Here is a 16,802-nt window from a genome sequence, read left to right as displayed (position 1 = left end):
CGGCGACGACCGGTGCCGCGGGCCGTCACGGCACCAGACGGAAGTGCACGACGCCTACGTCGTCGGTCGGCTCGATGTCGGGGTAGTGGAACCGCAGCTTGTCCCGCAGCTCGGCGAGATCGCGGAACCCGTCGGCGACGGCGTCCGCCTCGGTCAGCTCGGCAACTCTCTTGGAAACGACCCGGGTGACCACACCGGACAGCACCACCTCGTCGTCCAGCTCGAACACCATGTTCACGGGGCCCGTCTCCACCGGGTCGCGGAACCGCACCGTGCTCGTCTTGCGCCCGGTGCGCACGGCGTCGAGATAGGCGCGATGGAAGTACAGGACCTGCGCCGCGGCCGGGCCCGGCGCCGGGCCGGACGCCACGGCCTGCTCCCCCCGGACATAGGCGTGGGGCAGCAGGTCGGCGATCGGGACGCTCCGGACGCCGCCGGCCACCGGCACGAGGACACGGATGCCCGGGTGGTAGTCCAGCAGGACCTGCCGGTCCCGGCCGCACGGCGCGAGCACACCGCGTCCCGTGTCGCCCACGGCGACGATCGCCGTCAGGTCACGCGCTCCCGCGGCACGCGCGTGCCCGAGCGCCACCAACTCGGCGCAGGGGCCGCCCGTGAAGTGGTAGAGGTTGATGCCACCGAACATCCGGCCCTGCGCGTCGCGCACGGCAGCCCCGACGGTGTGCACCTCGCCATCACCGTTCGTCTCGACCACGCGCCGGGCGAACTCGACCAGCTCCAGGTCTTCTTCCGTCAAATGCATCGTGCTGTCCATCCAGCAGACACTACGCAGACAGTCCCCGGGCCACGCAACCGGTTAACGTCCCTGGTCAGACGGCCTAGTCACCCCAGAGGGCGCCGCCTCCCGCCGCCCCGCGGCCCGGGAGGCCGTCCGGGCGCGGCGGCCCGCCCGCGGGCCGTCCGTCGCGGCCGGCCGACAGGAACTCCCGGAACACCTGCGCGGAACGCGGGTTCTGCCCGCACTGCCACACCCCGTGCGGGCAGTAGTCGGTGATGCTGTGGTAGAGCGGTTTGTGGTCGGCGATCCACGCCAGCATGTCCCGCATGTACTCGGCGTTGTCGCCGTTGCGGAACAGCCCCCACTCCGGGTACGAGATCTGCTTGCCGTGGGCCCGCGCGAAGTCGACGTGCTGCTGCAGCCCGTACGGCTGGGTGACCTGCTCCTCGAAGCTCTCCCCGGGTGGCTGGTCGTAGGAGTCCATCCCGACGATGTCGACCACGTCGTCCCCGGGATAGCACTTCGTCCAGCCGATCGCGTCCGGGCCCCGGTTGGGCGCGAAGTCGAAACGGAACCGCTGCCCGCGGACCGACCGCATCGAGGACACGATGTTGCGCCAGTACCGCTTCCAGCTCTCCGGATCGGGCTTGCACCGGTGGGTGTAGTTGAAGCCGTTCATCTCCCAGCCGAGCACGATCACCGTGTCCGGCAGCCCGAGGGAGACCAGACGCCCGGCCAGCCGCCGGAAGTGGCGGTCGTACTCGCCCCGCGCACCGGCACGGAGCAGCTCGGCGACCCGGCCGTCGGGGACGTCGGCCTCGTTCTGGTTCAGCATGGGCACGTTGAGGACGAACAGCCGGTCCGGCCGCTCCTTGCGCCACCGCGCCCAGGTGTGCAGGGAATCGGGCGCCCCCTCGATGTTCGCCCAGGTGTCGCCCGGCAGGTAGGTGTGCCCGGCGCGCACGTCGGTCCCGCCGAGCCAGTGCGAGAGCCCCTGCATCCGGTCGACGCCGGGCGAGCCGTAGTGGAGGTAGGCGCCCACCGCGACCCCCTTCCCGGAGCCGCCCCCGAAGGCCCCGTGCGGCGCCGGGGCGGGGGCACCCCCGGTGGCGAGCAGCACGGCGGCGGCCGTACTGACGCAGGCTCCGGCCATCCAGCGGCCTCTACGGGACATGGCGTCTCCACAAGGTCTGCGAAAGGGGCAGGGAAAGGGTCCGGGAAAGGACTGCGAACGATGTGCCTTGCCAGCGACGTTAGGCACCTCGCGCGGACAACGGCCTGCCCGGTGTCCCGATCCTGGCCCATTCGCGGTAGCGGACCGCAGCCGCCTTCGCCCGATCAGGTGAGGCACGGAGCACTCGGGACCGTCCGCCCGTCCGCTCCGATAATCGGTGGGGCCGCGAGTGCGGCGTCGGGCACAATCCCCGCGGTGATCTCCACTGCCGACGCCGACGAGCTGCTCGCCGCCCCCGGAGGCCCCCTGCCGCACGCCGCCCGCCTGCGGCACACCGCCGTCACCGCCCGCCGGCTCGCCGCCCGCGACGCACTGCGGCTCCTGCTCACGGCCCTGGACGCACGCGGCCCCTACGAGCGCCGGCTGGCCGCACCGGCCGCCCTCACCGCCGGGGACCTCCCGCACCTGGAGACCCGCCTGGCCGACCCCGACCCGGTGGTGCGCCGGTACGCGCTGCGCGGCGCCCGGCGGCTGCCCGTGCGGGACAGCGCCCTGGAGGCCGCGTACGACGACGCACCCGCCGTGGTCCGCGCAGCCCTGGCACGGCTCCTGCGCGACGGCCGCAGGTCCGCACTCGCCGAGCGGCTGGTGCCGCGCGTGCGCACCGAGTACGGCGACCGTGACGCGGCCCGCCTGCTGCCCGGCTGCACGCCGGAGTTCACCGCACGGCTGCTGCCCGGACTCGCAGGGGCACTCGCGTTCGAGGACTGGAGCACCCTGGCACTGCGCCACCCCCTCGCCGTCCTCGACCACGCCGAACGCGAAATCCGGGACCTGCCCGAGCGGGTCCGGGCCCGCTGGCGGCAGCGGCACGCCACCGGCATCGCCGCCGCCCTGCCCGCCGTGCCGGGCCGGGGCGCCCGGTCCGTGCGGGTCGCCAAGATGCTCGGGGCGGCCGGCGGCCCGGTCAGGCCGGACGGCCGTCCCGCAGCACGCGGTCGACGACGGACGCGGCCGCCTCCGGGTTCCGTTCGAACCAGGCGCCCAGCTCCTCCCGCACGGCCTCCGCGACGCAGCCGCGCACCGCGGTGTTGCCGAGCACGCCGTGCGTGGCGCCCTGGTACTCGGGCTGGTCGAGCTTCACCGAGACGACCGCGACCAGCCCCTCGCCGACACCGTCGGCAGTGGCCCCCGGCTGCGCCGCCGACAGCGGCCCCCGCTCGCGCGCGAACGCGCCGACGGCGGCGGCCAGCCCGTCGCGCAGGCCCTCGGCGTGCGTACCGCCGTACGGGGTGGGCGAGCTGTTGGCGAAGCTCGCGACCCGGGCGCCGGGGAAGCCGTGCCACCGCAGGGCCGCCTCGACCGTGCCGCCCATCGCCGGGACCTCCCGCTCGAACCGGAAGACCTCCGGGTGGACGGGCGCCCCCGCCCCCGTTCCCAGCAGGGAGACGAAGTCCCGGGTCCCGCCCGGGAACCGGAACCGTTCGGAGCGCGGCCCGCCGGCGGGGCGCCGGTCGGTCAGCGAGACGTCGAGGGCCCGGTTCAGGAGGGCCAGCTCCCGGAGGCGGTCCGCGAGTACGTCGAACGAGCACTCGGCCGTGCCGAAGACCTCGGGGTCGGGCCGGAAGGTGATCACGGTGCCCGTGCCGTCCGCCGGGTCTGCCAGGTCCGCCGGAGCCGGCGGGGTGGCCGTGACCTCCTTGCCGCGCTCGTACTCCCGCAGCAGGCGGACGCCGTCGTACCGCAGCTCCGTGGTCAGGCGGCTCGACAGGGCGTTGGTGATGCAGAGGCCGCTGCCGCCCAGGCTCAGGGCCACGGCGTCCCGGCCGGCGCTGCGGCGGCCGGCGGGCAGCCGGGTCAGCAGCGCGTCCGCCTCTTCCGCGGGCAGCCCCGGGCCGTCGTCCTCGATCCGTACCGAACCGTCGGCCGTGAGGGTGATGTGCACGGCCCCGGCGCGGCCGGCCAGGACCTCGTTCACCGCCCGGTCGGCGGCCTCGAAGACCAGCTGGTGCAGCCCGCGTTCGCCGCTCGACCCCACGTACATGCCGGGTCGCTTCCGGATGGCGTCCAGCCCCTCCAGCACCTGGATGCGGGAGGCGTCGTACTCGATGCGGTCCTTGCTCATGAAGTCCCCCTTCGAAGGTGTCCGACAGACCTCCACAGCCTAGGCGCGATCCAGGAAAACGCCAGGTCAGAGCCTGTCTCCCGAAGCGCTGGACCGCTCGGAGGGCACCCCGCACGCCCCCGGCCGACGCACCCGTCGGGGCCCGGGGTGAGAGGCGCCCGGGACCCCCTCCGAAGGCCCTCAGGACCCCGTTCCCGGCGGCCCGGGGGTCCCCGATTCCCTCACGTCGACGGGGACTTCAGACCATCAGCAGCAGCCGCGTCTGCGGAACCAGCTTCCGGTTGACGCTGGTGCTCTGGATGAAGATCGTGAAGTCGTCGTTGTGGTCGGGCTTGACGCGCACCTCCGCGTCGGGCAGGCCGAGCAGGGCGCGGGCCTCCGGACCCGTGTAGACCCGGTCCGTCTTCTTTTCCAGAACCGCTATCTGCTTTCGCGCCTGGACCTTTTCCGACTTGCTCAGCTGGTAGAAAGCGCAACCCGTGCGGTACGTGTGCCCGCTCTCGACGACCCATTCCCGGATCGCCGCGTCCCGCGCCACCGGAATGAGCTGGTACTTCGAAACGTCCACGGGAGTGAGACCGGCCGCCTCGATCGCCTTCTTGTTGACCGCTTCCCCGCCCGTGGAGAATACCGCCCGCGAACCGCGGATTCCCTTGGTGCGGCCCACCATGAACTTCTCGGTGGCTTCCTGGATCACCTGTCCGGCGTCCTCCAGCCCCTGAGTGCTCGTGGCGTCCCAGATGGCGATGTTGTCCTTCGGGAAGCCGCACTGCATGGCCTCCCGCTTGCCCATCTGGTCCGGCACCAGGACCGCCAGCGTCCAGTTGTCGTCCTGCGTCTCGATCATCTTGCCCACGGCACGCACCAGTTCACCGGGGTCGCGGCCGGGGGCGCCCGGGCACCGGTGGCTGGCGTTCTCCTGACCGTCGGTCAGCACGAAGGTCAGGAAGCTGTGGTCGCCGTAGAGCTGGGCGGTCTGCGCCAGCTCCCGCTGCGACTGGAGGGTGGCCGCCAGCAGCGCCGTCATCCCGCCGACCCGGTACAGCTGCTTCAGGGACGGCATGCGCAGCACGTCCTTGTCGTAGATGACGCACTCGACCTTGTTCGAGAACACGTACACCGTCACACGGGTTTCCTGGTCCAGTTCCTTCGAACGCCGGGCGAGATAGGCGATCTGCTGATCGGCGACGTCGACGACCTTCTGGCTCAGGTGCGACATGGACGAACTCGCGTCCAGTACGAGGGCGACGTGATTGATGTAGTTCTGGATTCCGGACATGGCGGTTCCCCCTTTTTCCGTTCCCGACTTGATGCTCCGATCCTCGCACCCGCCACTGACAATCGGCCTCGGAGCGGCAGTGCGTCAGCGGTCCTTGAGGAGCGCGCAGGCGAAGTCCTCCTGGACCGTGCGGAGCCGGGCGAGCAGGGCCGGCTTGTTGCCCTTGCTGGTCTGGGTGTTGATGGAGAACGTCAGCGACCTGGTGCCGTCGGGCGTGGCGGCGGCCAGCTGCGTGTAGCCGGGGAAGTTGCCGGTGTGGCCGTACAGCACCCCGCAGCGGGTGGTGTACTGGAAGAGCGCGAGCCCGGCGGCGTTGGTGCCCGGGCCGGCCGGCTCGGAGGCGTCCCCCGGGCGGAAGGCGAGCTGCTCCTTGCGGGTCTTCTCCGACAGCAGGGCGGGACCGCCGTACGCGCGGATGAAGGCGCCCAGTTCCCGGGGGGTGGAGACGATCCCTCCCGAGGCCCAGACCCCCGAGGTGCCGACGGCCTCGCTGACGTCCTCGGGTGCGGCGGGCGGGGACACGTCGTAGCCGTGCAGGAACGGCCGCGGCAGGAGGTAGCCCTGGGGCAGGCTGGTCCGGCGCAGCCCGAGCGGGCGGTACACCAGCTCCTTGAGCAGGTCCTCGTACCGGCGTCCGGTGGCGGCCTCGGCCATCAGGGCCACGGCGATGTTGTCGGAGTTGGAGTACTCGTACAGGGAGCCCGGACGGAACAGCAGCGGCTCGCGCGCGACGAAGTCGAGGAGCGTGCGGGAGTCGAACACGTGCCGGGGGTCGGCCTGCAGGATCCGCAGGAACGCGGGGGCGGCCGAGAAGTCGGGCAGGCCGCTGGTGTGCTGGAGCAGCTGACGCAGGGTCACCGCGTGCCAGGCCTCGGGCTGGGCGGGCAGCACCTCGCCGATGGTGTCGTCGAGGGAGAGCGCCCCCTGGTCGACGAGCCGCAGCGCGACGGCCCCGCTGAACGCCTTCGCGATGCTCGCGATGCGCATGTGGTCGTCGAGGTGCGGCGGACGGCCGGTGGCGAGGTCCCCGACACCGGCGGTGTACACCTGCGTCCGGCCGCCCCGGGTCAGCACGGCGATCGCCCCGGGCGGACCGTCGTCCTGGGCGACGAGCCGTTCGAGCTGCCGCCGCAGGTGCTCGTCCCGGTCCGGACCGGGCGGCGCGCCGGCCGCCTGCGCGGGCGGGAGGAGCGCGCCGAGCGCGGCGGCGGCGAGGACCGCGGCGGACAGGCCGGCGCGGAAACGGCGTACGGGGGCGCGGGTGGGCACGGATGTCTCCCGGTGAGCGGTAAGCGGTGGGACGGCGGGTCACACCACTAGCACCCCGCCGCCCGCCCCGGCCCCCCGCGACACGCGCCCCCGCGCCCGCCCGGCGGACACGGAACCCCCCGCATCGGGCGTGTCCGCACCGCGGCCGCGGCCGCGGAGCGGACCGTGACCGCGTGTACGGCCTAGAGGACGGCGATGCCCAGGGGGCGGGCGCCGGCCGGGAGGCGCCGGGTGGTGCCGTCGGCCAGGTCGACGACGGTCAGGCCGTTCCAGTAGCCGTCCCGCGTGTAGCCGCCGGTGACGTACGCCGTCCGGCCGTCGCGGGAGACCGCCACGTCCTCGTGCGGGCCGTCCAGCGGGTACACGCGCTCGTCGCCGCCCGGCGAGCGCACCGTCAGCGAGGGGCCCTCGCCCTCCTCCACGGCGCCGGTGCCGACGACGAGGAGCCGGCCGTCGGCGGTGAGGGCGGCTCCGTGCTGGTGGGTGTCGGCCGTCATCGGCTCCACCGCGACCGCGCCGCTGCGCGGGTCCACCACGGCCAGCCGCTCCCCCTCGAAGGGCAGCAGCAGCCGGCCGTCCGCGGGGCGCACGACCGCGTAGTGCGGCTTGAGCCAGGAGCCGAGCCCGCCCTCGGTGCCGTACGGGGCGACCTCGATGCGGCGCGGAGCAAGCGTGTCCGCCGCGACCACCGTGACGTCGAAGGAGTCGTGGCCGGTGACGTACACCTCCGCGCCGTCACGGGCGACGTCCACGTCGAACGGGCGCCGGCCCACCGGCACCGTCGCCGTGACCTTCCGCGCGGCGGTGTCGATCACCTCCAGGACGCCCCTGCCGCCGGGGACGTTCACCCCCACGTAGACGCGCGAGCCGTCCGGCGGGAGCGCGATGCCCATGCCGCCGCCCCGGTACTCGCCGGTGCCGACCGGACCCGTCCCGGTCGTGTACGGGATCCGGGCCACACGGGTCCGGGCACGGGTGTCGACCACCGCGACACCCTCGGCGGTGGCCACCCAGGCGAGCCCGTCCGGGCCGACGGCCAGCCCGTACGGCGCCGTGCCGACGGCAACGGACCCGACCGGGCCGCGCCGGGGGTCGACGAAGGTGACGGTGTCGGCACCGAAGTCGGCGACGAGCAGGGTCCCTTCCGGGGTCGGGCGGCCGGACGGCAGCGGCGTCCCGCTCGGTGCGGGCGTGGCGGCGCCTCGGCCCGGGCCGCCCTCGGCCCCGGCCGTGGTGCAGCCGCCCAGCAGTACGAGGACGGCCGGCACGGCCACGAGCAGCGCCCGGCCACGGGCCCGGCGGCTCACCGCGCGCTCCGGCCGTCGCCGCCCGGCCGCTCCTGTGCCGCGCGCAGCAGCCGGGCCAGGCCGTCGAAGCCGCGCCGCACCGCGTGCTCGTACGCCGTCACGCCCTTGGAGTCGGCGAGCCACGGGTCCGCTCCGGCGGCGAGGAGCAGCCGGACGACCTCCTCGTGGCGGAAGTCGCCGTCGCCGAGGATCACCGGCTCCAGCAGGGCGGTCCAGCCGAGCCGGTTGACGTGGTCGACGTCGATGTCCGTCTCCGCCAGCACGGCCCGTACGTATCCGACGTGGCCGCGCTCGGCGGCCGGGATCAGGGAGATCCCGCCGAACCGGTTCCGCTGCCTCAGGTCGGGTCCCGCCGGGAGCAGGGCCCGCATCATGCGGACGCTGCCGGTGACGCCGGTGACCAGCCAGGGGCTGTCGGCGCGGGAGTCCGGGGCGTTCGGGTCGGCGCCGGCGGCCACCAGGGCCTCGGCCGCCCGGAGGTGGTCGCCGAGCACCGCGAGCAGCAGCGGTGTGCGGAGGTCCTCGTCGCGGGTCTCCGGGGCGGCGCCGGCGGCGAGCGCGGCGCGCACCGCGTCGGTGTCCCCGGCCTTGGCGGCGTCGAGCAGCAGTCGGTCGTGCGGGTTCATGCCCCCATCGTGGCCCGGCCCCGCCCGGCGGGCCGTCCGCCCGCCGTCCCTCCCGTGCCGCCCGCCCGGCGGACCCGAGGGTCATCCGATCGGCTGATCCGCACCGGGCGGGCATCCGTCAGGCCGCGTCGCACGTCCTTCGGACCGGGCCGGCCCGGCGGGCTCAGCCGGTGCAGCCGGGGACCGCGCCGGACGGGGCGCAGTTGTTCGGCCGGTTGTCGCGGATGACGTCACCGTTCAGGGTGAGGGCACCGGAGGCCTTGAAGATCCCGCCGCCGTCGCCCGCCCGGTTGTGGGTGATGGTGTTCCGTTCCAGCGTGGTCGAGCCCGGCCTCAGCACGCCTTGCGCGTGGTAGAGACCGCCTCCCTGCGCCGTGCCGTTCTCCGCGGTGACGGCGTTGCGCTGGATCTCGTTGCGCTTGGCCCTCAGGACCCCGCCCTCGGGGTTGTCGACGCCGCCGCCCTGAGCGGTGCCGTTCGCCGCCGAGGCGGTGTTCCCGGTGATGCGGCTGTCCTTCAGGTCGAGCGTGCCGAAGGGACCCACGCGGACGCCGCCGCCGCGCGCGGTGCCGCCCTCGGCGACCGCCCGGTTGCCGCTGATCTTCACGCCGGACACGGTCATCAGGGCGTTGTTGGCGATGCCGCCGCCCTGGGCCACGCCCTGCGGGGCGTCCGCGAGGTTGTCGCGGACGGCCCCGCCGGTCAGGGTCAGCTTTCCGAACCCCTCCGGGATGCCGTTGGCCACGGTGCCGCGCGCGATGCCCTTCTCGGCGAAGGCCCGGTTCCCGCTGATGACGGTGTCCTTGATGGTCGTGCCGTAGAAGCTGATGATGGCGGACCCGAAGGCGATGCTGCCGGTGTCCGCGGTGACGGTGGAGGTGTTCCCGGTGAGCCGGGAGCCGGTGACGGTCAGCGGGCCGTCGTTGGAGATGCCGCCGCCCGCGGCGCCCCCCTCGGGGTCGGTCCCGTCGTAGACGACGTGGTTCCCGCTCACCTCGGTCTCGTTGACGCTCCCGGAGCGGCCGGGGCTGTCGATGCCGCCGCCCTGGGCGAAGATCCGGGACGCGGCAGTGTTGCCGGTGACCTTGCTGTGGGTGATCTTCATCTTCCCGTTGCTGGAGATGCCGCCGCCGCAGGCGACCCCGACGGCGTCGGGGAAGGCGGGGCAGTCCGTGGCGTAGCCGCCCCGGATGGTCGTCCGTTTCAGCGTGAGGTGGCCCGTGTTCTCGACGTAGATGATCCGGAACTTCGGCACCTTCCTCCCCTGCCCGTCGCGCTCGATCGTGGCCCCGCGCCCGTCGATGGTGATCTCGCTGGTGATCACCGGCAGTCCGTTGCCCGGGTGTACGGGATCCGGTGCCCTCAGCTTGTACGTGCACTCGTGCGCGAGCCGCAGCGTGTCCGGGCCCGGGGTGCCGTTCGCGGTGTTGACGGCCTCGACGAGGTCCGGGACCGAGCAGGGGACCTGGACGGTGGCGGCGTGCGCGGTCTGGACGGGTACTGCCACCAGCGAGCCCGTGACGAGGGCGAGGACGGCCGGTACGTGCCGACGGAGCATCGGGGTTCCTCCTTCGTGACTGCGGGGACGGCCGGCCGTCGGGGACCGTGGCGGGCCGTGCCCAGCCGACCACGCACGCGCGCGGTCGGCTCCCCGGCGTGATCCGTACGGGCGGCCGGACAGCCCGTACGGATCACGAAGGTGTGCGAACGGCCCGAGAACAGGCGCTCTGCTGACCCCGGTCAGCGGAACCGGTGCAGGTTCTCGCGGAGGAAGGCCTCCAGGGTGCGCGGGGCGCGACCGGTCAGACGCAGGTAGGCGTCGTCCGGGGCTTCCTCGCGGGCCACCGCGAGCTGCTGGATCTCCACCACGTGGGAGGCCAGCCAGGGCGGCATCCCGGCCCTGCCGACGAGGTGGGCGTGCAGCTCGGACGGGCCGAGGTCGAGGTAGCGGACCGGCCGGCCGAGCATGTCGCCCAGCAGTGCGGTGAGTTCCGGGTGGCTGTAGGCCCGGCCGCCGGTGAGCGGGTGCGCGCCGCCGGCCGGCTCGGGGCGGCTGAGGACGGTGGCCGCGGCGTCGCCGACGTCCCGGACGTCCACGTAGTTGCAGCGCGCCGGGCCCATGGCGCCGTGGACCACTCCGGCGCGGGCGATCCCGGGTGCCAGGAGCAGCAGCTTCTGCATGAAGGCGTACGGCCGCAGGACGGTGGAGGGGACGCCGCAGGACCGCAGCCGCTCCTCGACCAGGTGGTGGCCGCGGGAGACGGCGACGGGGGAGTCCGGCTCGGCGGCGGGCGCGGACACCTTGACGATGTGCTCCAGGCCGCAGTCCGCGGCCGCCTCGACGGCGTTCAGCTCGTACCGGACCTGGTCCGGGCCGTTGGCCATGGTGAGGAAGAGCCGGCGGGCGCCCCGGAAGGCCGCCCGCAGGGATGCGGGATCGGCGGCGTCGGCCGCCAGGACGGTCGTACGGGCCAGGGTGTTCCCGTCGAGCCCGGCGGCCAGCCGGGCGGGGTCGCGGGTCAGGGCCAGGGTGGGTGCTCCGAGGGACGCGAGGCTGCGCAGGGTGGCGCCGCCGGTGGCGCCCGCGGCGCCCATGATGACGATCACGGTGTGTTCCTTCCGGGTCGGGGTGTGCCGGGGAGCCGGCGCCAGGCGGTGATGGTGGCCGCGATCGCGGCGGAGACGGTCAGGTCGACCGGCAGCCGGCGCGGCCAGGGGTGGCCGGCGAGGGCCGGGACCTGCGGCAGCCAGTGGGCGGCCGCGAGGCCGGCGGCCAGGCCGAGCACCGCGCCCGCCAGGCCCAGGCCGGCGGCAGCGAGCGGACGCGGGGTCCGGGCGGGCCCGGCGGTCCGGATGCGTACGGGCCGGTGCCGCAGTACCGCGCCGAGGACGGCGGTGACCAGGGCGGAGGTCCCGCCGATGGTGGTGAGGGCCGCGGCCAGCAGCTGCGGCTGCCGGGTGATGACCCCGGCGAGTCCGGCCGTCAGGGCGGGCATGGCGTAGGCGGCCAGGACATCGGGCCACAGGGCGGGCCGAGGGGGCGCGCCGGGGGCCTTCGTGCTCGTCATGGATCGTCCTCTCCGAGGAGATGATTAGGGGCCTAAGTATTTGGGCGAAGAAAGGGCGGACCGCCTTCCGGCGGCCCGCCCGGGGGTGGTGTCAGTCCCCGGTGAGCGAGTCGATGCCCGCGACCACCCGGGCCAGCAGGTCGAGGAAGGTGGCGCGCTCCTGCGGGGAGAGGCCGCCGACCAGGCCCTCCATCCGGCCGTAGTGCTCCGGAGCCAGGTCGCGCAGCTTGTCGGCGCCGCGCGCGGTGAGGATCACCACGTTGCCGCGCCCGTCCTCGGTGGACGGCCGACGGGCCACCAGGCCCTCCCGTTCCAGGCCGTCGACCAGGCCCGTCACCGTTGCCCGGGAGACGCCGAGGCTCGCCGCGAGCCGGGAGGGGGACTTCTCGCCGCCGTGGTCCTCCAGATCGGCCAGCAGTCGGTAGCGGCCGGTGGAGAGGCCGAAGCGGCCGAAGTGCACCTCGCCGGCCTGCCCGATCCGCGCGCCGGCCGCCATCAGCCGTGCCGCGACCAGGACCGCCTGCGGATCGGCCGTGAGGCCGTAGCGGGCGATCTGGCGGCGGGCCTGGTCGAGGGTGGGCGCGTCGGGTTCGTCGCCGGAATGCTGGATCACGGAGAAAGTATGGCGGCTAATCAGATTGCCGGTCAAGTGGCGGCGCGGCCGCGGCGAAGTGCGCGTCGTGGCGGTGCTGTTGGCCGGGCGGGGATCTCGAAGGGCCCCGTGTCCGCCCCCCGACCTGGCGCGGGGCCCGGAAGTACCCGGAGCGGCCGCCCCGAAGGCACCCGGAATCAGCCCTACCGCTTCGGTGCGGCGACGCGCGCGCCCCCGCGCCGCGGCCGAACCCGCCGAGCGTGGCGCGGGTGCGGCCACCCGCCCGGCCCGGCGCCGGGGCACCGGGCTTCGGCCACGCGCCCCCGTGCGCCGCGCACGCGGACGTTCCTACCGGTTGGTTGCTGGGCACCCGCTTGGTGCCCGTTGATCAGTACCCGAGGAGAGCCCCGATGACCAAGGTCCTCGTCCTGCACAGCGTCAGCATCGTGAGGTCGGCGCTGGCCGCGCTCCTGAGATCCGAGGGCGGCTTCGACGTCACGTCCGCCGGCTGGAGGTCCGCGGCACGCGAGGCGGAGTCCTTACGCCCGGACGTGACCGTCGTGGACCTCGACTGTCCCGGCGCCTCGGCCACCCTGGAGGCCCGCGCCGGGAACGCCCGCCCGCTCGACGGGCCGCCCGCCCCGCTGCTGGTGCTCGCCACCTCGGGAGCGCCCGGCACCCTCCAGCGCGGAGTCCGCGCCGCGGCGCGTGGCTACGTGGACAAGGACGGATCCCCCGGCCGGCTCGTCCGGGCCATCCGCAAGGTCGCCGCCGGGGAGCGGTTCGTCGACCCCTCCCTCGCCTCCGCCCTGCTGGAGGCGGACCCCATGCCGCTCAGCCCGCGCGAACTGACCGTCCTGGCCCGGGCCGCGGAGGGCGACTCCATCGCGGAGATCGCGCACACCCTGCACCTCGCCAGCGGCACCGTGCGCAACTACATGGCCGCCGCCACCCGCAAGATCGGCGCCCGCAACCGGATAGACGCCATCCGGATCTCCCGGACGGCCGGCTGGGTCTGAGAACGGCCCCTCCACGCCCGCCCGTTCGCACTCGCCGTACCCACCCGCCGGTCCCCGTCCGCCCGTTCAGACCCGGGCGTTCCACACCCCCACCAGCTCCCGGTACAGCGCCGACCTGGCCGGGAGGTCCGCGTGCGTGCCGCAGACCGCACGGCTCCCGTCGAGGACGAGGACCCGGTCCGCCCGGACCGCGGAGGAGATGCGGTGCGCCACGACGACCAGGGTGCCGGGGCGGTCGGCGAGCGCCCGCTCGGCCCGCTCCTCGGCCCGCGGATCGAGGTGGCAGGTGGCCTCGTCGAGCAGCAGCAGCGGAGCGGGCGAGAGGTGGGCGGCCACCAGGGCCAGCAGCTGCCGTTCGCCCTGCGAGAGCACGGCCGGGTCCAGCGGCGCGTCGGGCCCGCCCAGCCGCTCCACGAGGCCGTCCGCCCCGAGGGCCGCCACGGCCCGTTCCAGCCGTGCCCCCGGTACCGGCCCGGGGCACAGGTGCGTCAGGTTCTCGCGGACGGAGCCGGTGAACACGTACGCCTGCTGCGGCAGCAGGGTCCGCCGGGGATCGGGACCCCGCGCGGGCCCGGGCCGCGCCGGGGCGCCGGCCAGCCGTACGGTGCCCCGGCCGGGCGGCAGGAGCCCGGCCAGCAGCGCGGTGAGGGTGGACTTGCCGATGCCGCTCGGCCCGACGACGGCGAGGTGCTCCCCCTCGCGCAGCGCCAGGTCCAGCCCGTCGATCACCGGCAGCGCGTGGACCCCGTACGCGAACCCCACCTGCCGCAGCTCGGCGGCGAGCCCCCCGCCGCGGTCAGGCACGGGCGCGGCCACCGGCACCCCTTCCGTCTCCAGTCCCGGCCGCGGGAGGCAGAAGCGGTCCAGCACGACCACGAGCCTGGTGCCCGCGGATCCCAGAGCCCCCATGAGCGCGTCCAGCGCCGGCAGCAGCGACTGGACCAGGTACGTGAGCGCCGCGGCCAGCGCCCCCGCGCTCAGCCCGCGCCCGAGCAGCCAGGGCGCCCCCAGCAGCAGCGCGACGACCGGCAGCCGGCCCGCGACGCCGAGCGCCACCGTGCGCAGCGCGGCCCACCGGGCGAGCAGCCGCGCCAGCCGCTCCTGTTCGGCGATCAGCAGCAGCGGGCCGGCGCCCGCCTCGGCGCCGCCCCCGCAGGCGACCACGTCGCGCAGGCCCGCCGCAAGCTCGCCGGTCCGCGCGGCGAGGGCCTCGTCGGTGTCGAGCGCCCGCCGCTGCACCCGCGCCATCGGGCGCAGCGTGAGCAGGAACCCGGCCGTGCCCAGCAGCAGCGGCGGCAGCACGAACAGGAGCAGCACCGGCGCCAGCGCCGCCATCCCGGCCAGCGCGCCCGCCGCCGTGAAGACGAAGGACCGGGCGACGAGCACCAGTCCGGCGAAGGAGTCCCGGGCCATCTCGGTCTGCTGGGTCAGCCGCGAGACGGCGCCGTCGTGCGCGGCCCGCGCGGGGTCGGCGACCGCGCGCTCCAGGGCCTGGCGCACGGCCCGGCGCACCAGGCCGTCGCGCAGCGGTTCGACGAGGTCGGCGAGCCCGCCGAACACTCCGCGCAGGGCCAGCCCGCCGAGCAGGGCGCCGGCCCCCGCGACGGCCAGCCAGGCGAGGCCGGTGCCGGTGCGGGCGGCGAGGAAGCCGTCGTCGAGGGCGCGGGCCACCGCGTACCCGCCGAGGAAGGTGTGGGCGGACTCCAGCAGGGACCACAGCGCGAGGCTGCGCAGGGTCCGGGCGCGGCCGCGCAGGAAGCGCAGGCCCTCGCCGCCGACCCGCCGCCAGGTGCCGTGCCCGTTCACCGGTCCGCCCCGGCTCCGAACAGCGACCGGTAGGCGGGGTCCCGCCACAGTTCGGCGTGCGTCCCGGTGGCCCGTACGCGACCCTCGTCCAGCCATACGACGAGGTCGGCGCGGGCGGCCGTGGCGGCGCGGTGGGTCACCACGATCCGGGTCCGGGCCCGGACGTCGCGGGCCAGGGCGCGCTCCACCTCGCGGGCGGTGACGGTGTCCAGGGAGGAGGTGGCGTCGTCCAGCACGAGCACCCGTTCCGCACCGTGGAACGCCCGTGCCAGCCCCAGGCGTTGCAGCTCGCCGCCGGACATCGGGGCGTCGGCGAGGGATGTGCCGTAGCCCTCGGGCAGGCGCAGTACGAACGGCTCGGCCCCGGCGGCCCGCGCGGCGTCGCGCACGGGGTCCGCCCCGGGGTCCGGCCCGTCGGCCGGTCGGGCTCCGAAGGTGATGGCCGCGCCGACGGTCGCCCCGAACAGGGCCGGGCGCTCGAAGGCGTGGCCGATCTCGCGGCGCAGCGCCCCGGTGGTGAGCGCCTCCAGTGGGGTCCCGTCCAGCAGCACCCGGCCCCCGTCGCACGGGGTGAGCCGTCCGGCGGCGGCGGCCAGCAGGCTCTTGCCGGACCCCGAGCGGCCGACGACGGCGGTGGTGGTGCCGCCCGGGAGGCGCAGGTCGACGCCGCTCAGCACGGTCCGGCCGGCCCGCACGAGGGTGACCCCGCGCAGCTCCAGCGTGCCGGGCCCGGCGGCGGCGTACTCCCCTTCCCCCTGGGGGAGTTCGGGGAGCGAGAGGACGGCGGCGGTGCGGCGGGCGGCGGCCCGGCCGCGCACCACCGCCGCGAGCCGGCCCGTGACGGTCCCGGCGCCGGCCGCGAGCCCCGCGTATCGGACCGCGGCGAGCAGGCCGCCGACGCCGAGCGCCCCGGCCGCCAGGCGGATGCCGCCCACGCCGAGGACCACGTACAGCAGGAGGGGCATCAGGGCGCCGGTGCGGGCGGTGGTCCCCCCGTAGATCCGCCACATCCGCCGTCCCTCGCGGCCCAGTTCGGGCAGCGGGGCCAGGATCCGCGCGGCCTCCCGGTCGGCGGTGCCGGCCGCCGCGATGGTGCGGGCGCCCGCCAGGGCCTCGGCGAGGCGCCCCGCCAGGGTGAGCTGCACCTGCTGGTACCGGCCCACGCTGGCGTCCGAGGCGCGGGCGAACGTCCGCAGCAGCAGCGCCAGTACGGGCACCCCGGCGAGGAAGGCGAGGCCGGTCCAGACGTCGACGAGGAACAGGGCGACGAGCCCCCCGACCGGCGGCAGCAGGGCCGTGACGGCCGTCGCGGCGGCCGCGGGAACGGTCCCGGCGGCCGTGGCGTGCGCCGTCAGCCGGGCCGAGACCTCGCCGGGGGAGTACCGGGCGGCGTGGTGCGGCGCGGTGCGCAGCAGCGCGGTGAGGCCGCGCCGGCGCAGCCAGGCGGTGGAGCGGGCGTCGACACCACCGGTGAGCCGTGCGGTCGCGGCGTCCAGCAGCACCTCGGCGGCGATCACCGCCGCGCAGTACAGGGCCCACGGGGTGCCCGAGGGGTCGCGGCGCAGGAGCAGGTCGAGGGCGTGGCCGAGGAGGGCCGGTTCGGCGAGCGCCGCGCAGGCGGCGCCCAGCGAGCAGCCCGCCACGGCGGCGGTGCGGCCGGCACTGTGCCGTGCGGCCGCCCTCAGCGCCCGGTCGGCGGCCGCCGCTCCACCGGGCGGGTCGACGGCCGGGACTCCGGCGGCCTCGTCGGGCGGGGTCATCGGCGGCGGCTCCTCGTGTCTCCCGGGGCCCGGGACGC

14 protein-coding genes are annotated in these 16,802 nt (G+C 75.4%); 1 reads left to right on the top strand and 13 read right to left on the bottom strand.

All coding sequences use genetic code 11. From position 1 onward, the window contains the following. Window positions 1-25: 25 nt before the first annotated feature. The 11 genes from OG553_RS00910 to OG553_RS00860 form a co-directional block, all read right to left on the bottom strand. Window positions 26-775, bottom strand: a complete 750-nt coding sequence (locus OG553_RS00910) for an ASCH domain-containing protein (protein ID WP_405977072.1) — start codon at window positions 773-775, stop codon at window positions 26-28. A 64-nt stretch (window positions 776-839) separates the two neighbouring features. After that, window positions 840-1,913 carry a glycoside hydrolase family 26 protein gene (locus tag OG553_RS00905; protein WP_405977071.1) on the bottom strand — a complete coding sequence of 358 codons (1,074 nt, stop codon included), beginning with the start codon at window positions 1,911-1,913 and terminating at the stop codon, window positions 840-842. 967 nt (window positions 1,914-2,880) lie between these two features. Further along, window positions 2,881-4,038: an ATP-binding protein gene (locus OG553_RS00900; protein WP_405977070.1), complete on the bottom strand. Its 1,158-nt coding sequence runs from the start codon at window positions 4,036-4,038 to the stop codon at window positions 2,881-2,883. Between the two features lie 238 nt (window positions 4,039-4,276). Beyond that, window positions 4,277-5,317: a vWA domain-containing protein gene (locus OG553_RS00895; RefSeq protein ID WP_405977069.1), complete on the bottom strand. Its 1,041-nt coding sequence runs from the start codon at window positions 5,315-5,317 to the stop codon at window positions 4,277-4,279. 84 nt (window positions 5,318-5,401) lie between these two features. Beyond that, entirely contained in the window at window positions 5,402-6,586 is a 1,185-nt protein-coding gene (locus OG553_RS00890; protein WP_405977068.1) for a serine hydrolase domain-containing protein, read from the bottom strand. A 182-nt stretch (window positions 6,587-6,768) separates the two neighbouring features. Further along, window positions 6,769-7,893: a hypothetical protein gene (locus OG553_RS00885; protein ID WP_405977067.1), complete on the bottom strand. Its 1,125-nt coding sequence runs from the start codon at window positions 7,891-7,893 to the stop codon at window positions 6,769-6,771. Then, complete coding sequence (locus OG553_RS00880; protein ID WP_405977066.1) at window positions 7,890-8,519, bottom strand: ankyrin repeat domain-containing protein; 630 nt, start codon at window positions 8,517-8,519, stop codon at window positions 7,890-7,892. The genes OG553_RS00885 and OG553_RS00880 overlap by 4 nt, the downstream gene beginning before the upstream one ends. 163 nt (window positions 8,520-8,682) lie before the next feature. Further along, window positions 8,683-10,077: a hypothetical protein gene (locus OG553_RS00875; RefSeq protein ID WP_405977065.1), complete on the bottom strand. Its 1,395-nt coding sequence runs from the start codon at window positions 10,075-10,077 to the stop codon at window positions 8,683-8,685. A 182-nt stretch (window positions 10,078-10,259) separates the two neighbouring features. Further along, window positions 10,260-11,126, bottom strand: a complete 867-nt coding sequence (locus OG553_RS00870) for an NmrA family NAD(P)-binding protein (RefSeq protein WP_405977064.1) — start codon at window positions 11,124-11,126, stop codon at window positions 10,260-10,262. Continuing rightward, window positions 11,123-11,587: a hypothetical protein gene (locus OG553_RS00865; protein ID WP_405977063.1), complete on the bottom strand. Its 465-nt coding sequence runs from the start codon at window positions 11,585-11,587 to the stop codon at window positions 11,123-11,125. Before OG553_RS00865 ends, OG553_RS00870 begins: the two co-directional genes overlap by 4 nt. 91 nt (window positions 11,588-11,678) lie before the next feature. After that, window positions 11,679-12,200, bottom strand: coding sequence for a MarR family winged helix-turn-helix transcriptional regulator (locus OG553_RS00860; protein WP_405977062.1), 522 nt, complete (start codon window positions 12,198-12,200; stop codon window positions 11,679-11,681). A gap of 389 nt (window positions 12,201-12,589) precedes the next feature. On the opposite strand from OG553_RS00860, the gene OG553_RS00855 reads away from it, so the two are divergent. Further along, a complete protein-coding gene (locus OG553_RS00855) occupies window positions 12,590-13,198 on the top strand; it encodes a response regulator transcription factor (protein ID WP_405977061.1) in 609 nt (202 codons plus the stop codon). Between the two features lie 66 nt (window positions 13,199-13,264). Here OG553_RS00855 and OG553_RS00850 read toward each other — a convergent pair whose 3' ends face one another. Together OG553_RS00850 and OG553_RS00845 are read right to left on the bottom strand one after the other, a co-directional pair. Then, window positions 13,265-15,004: an ATP-binding cassette domain-containing protein gene (locus OG553_RS00850; RefSeq protein WP_405977060.1), complete on the bottom strand. Its 1,740-nt coding sequence runs from the start codon at window positions 15,002-15,004 to the stop codon at window positions 13,265-13,267. Then, window positions 15,001-16,764 (bottom strand): ATP-binding cassette domain-containing protein, encoded by a 1,764-nt coding sequence (locus OG553_RS00845; RefSeq protein ID WP_405977059.1) that lies wholly within the window; start codon window positions 16,762-16,764, stop codon window positions 15,001-15,003. The genes OG553_RS00850 and OG553_RS00845 overlap by 4 nt, the downstream gene beginning before the upstream one ends. Window positions 16,765-16,802: the final 38 nt, after the last annotated feature.

Source organism: Streptomyces sp. NBC_00158 (assembly GCF_045160885.1).
Taxonomy (GTDB): Bacteria; Actinomycetota; Actinomycetes; order Streptomycetales; family Streptomycetaceae; genus Streptomyces.
The sequence above is the reverse complement of the archived record's forward strand: the minus strand, read 5'-3'. Positions and strand labels throughout refer to the sequence as shown.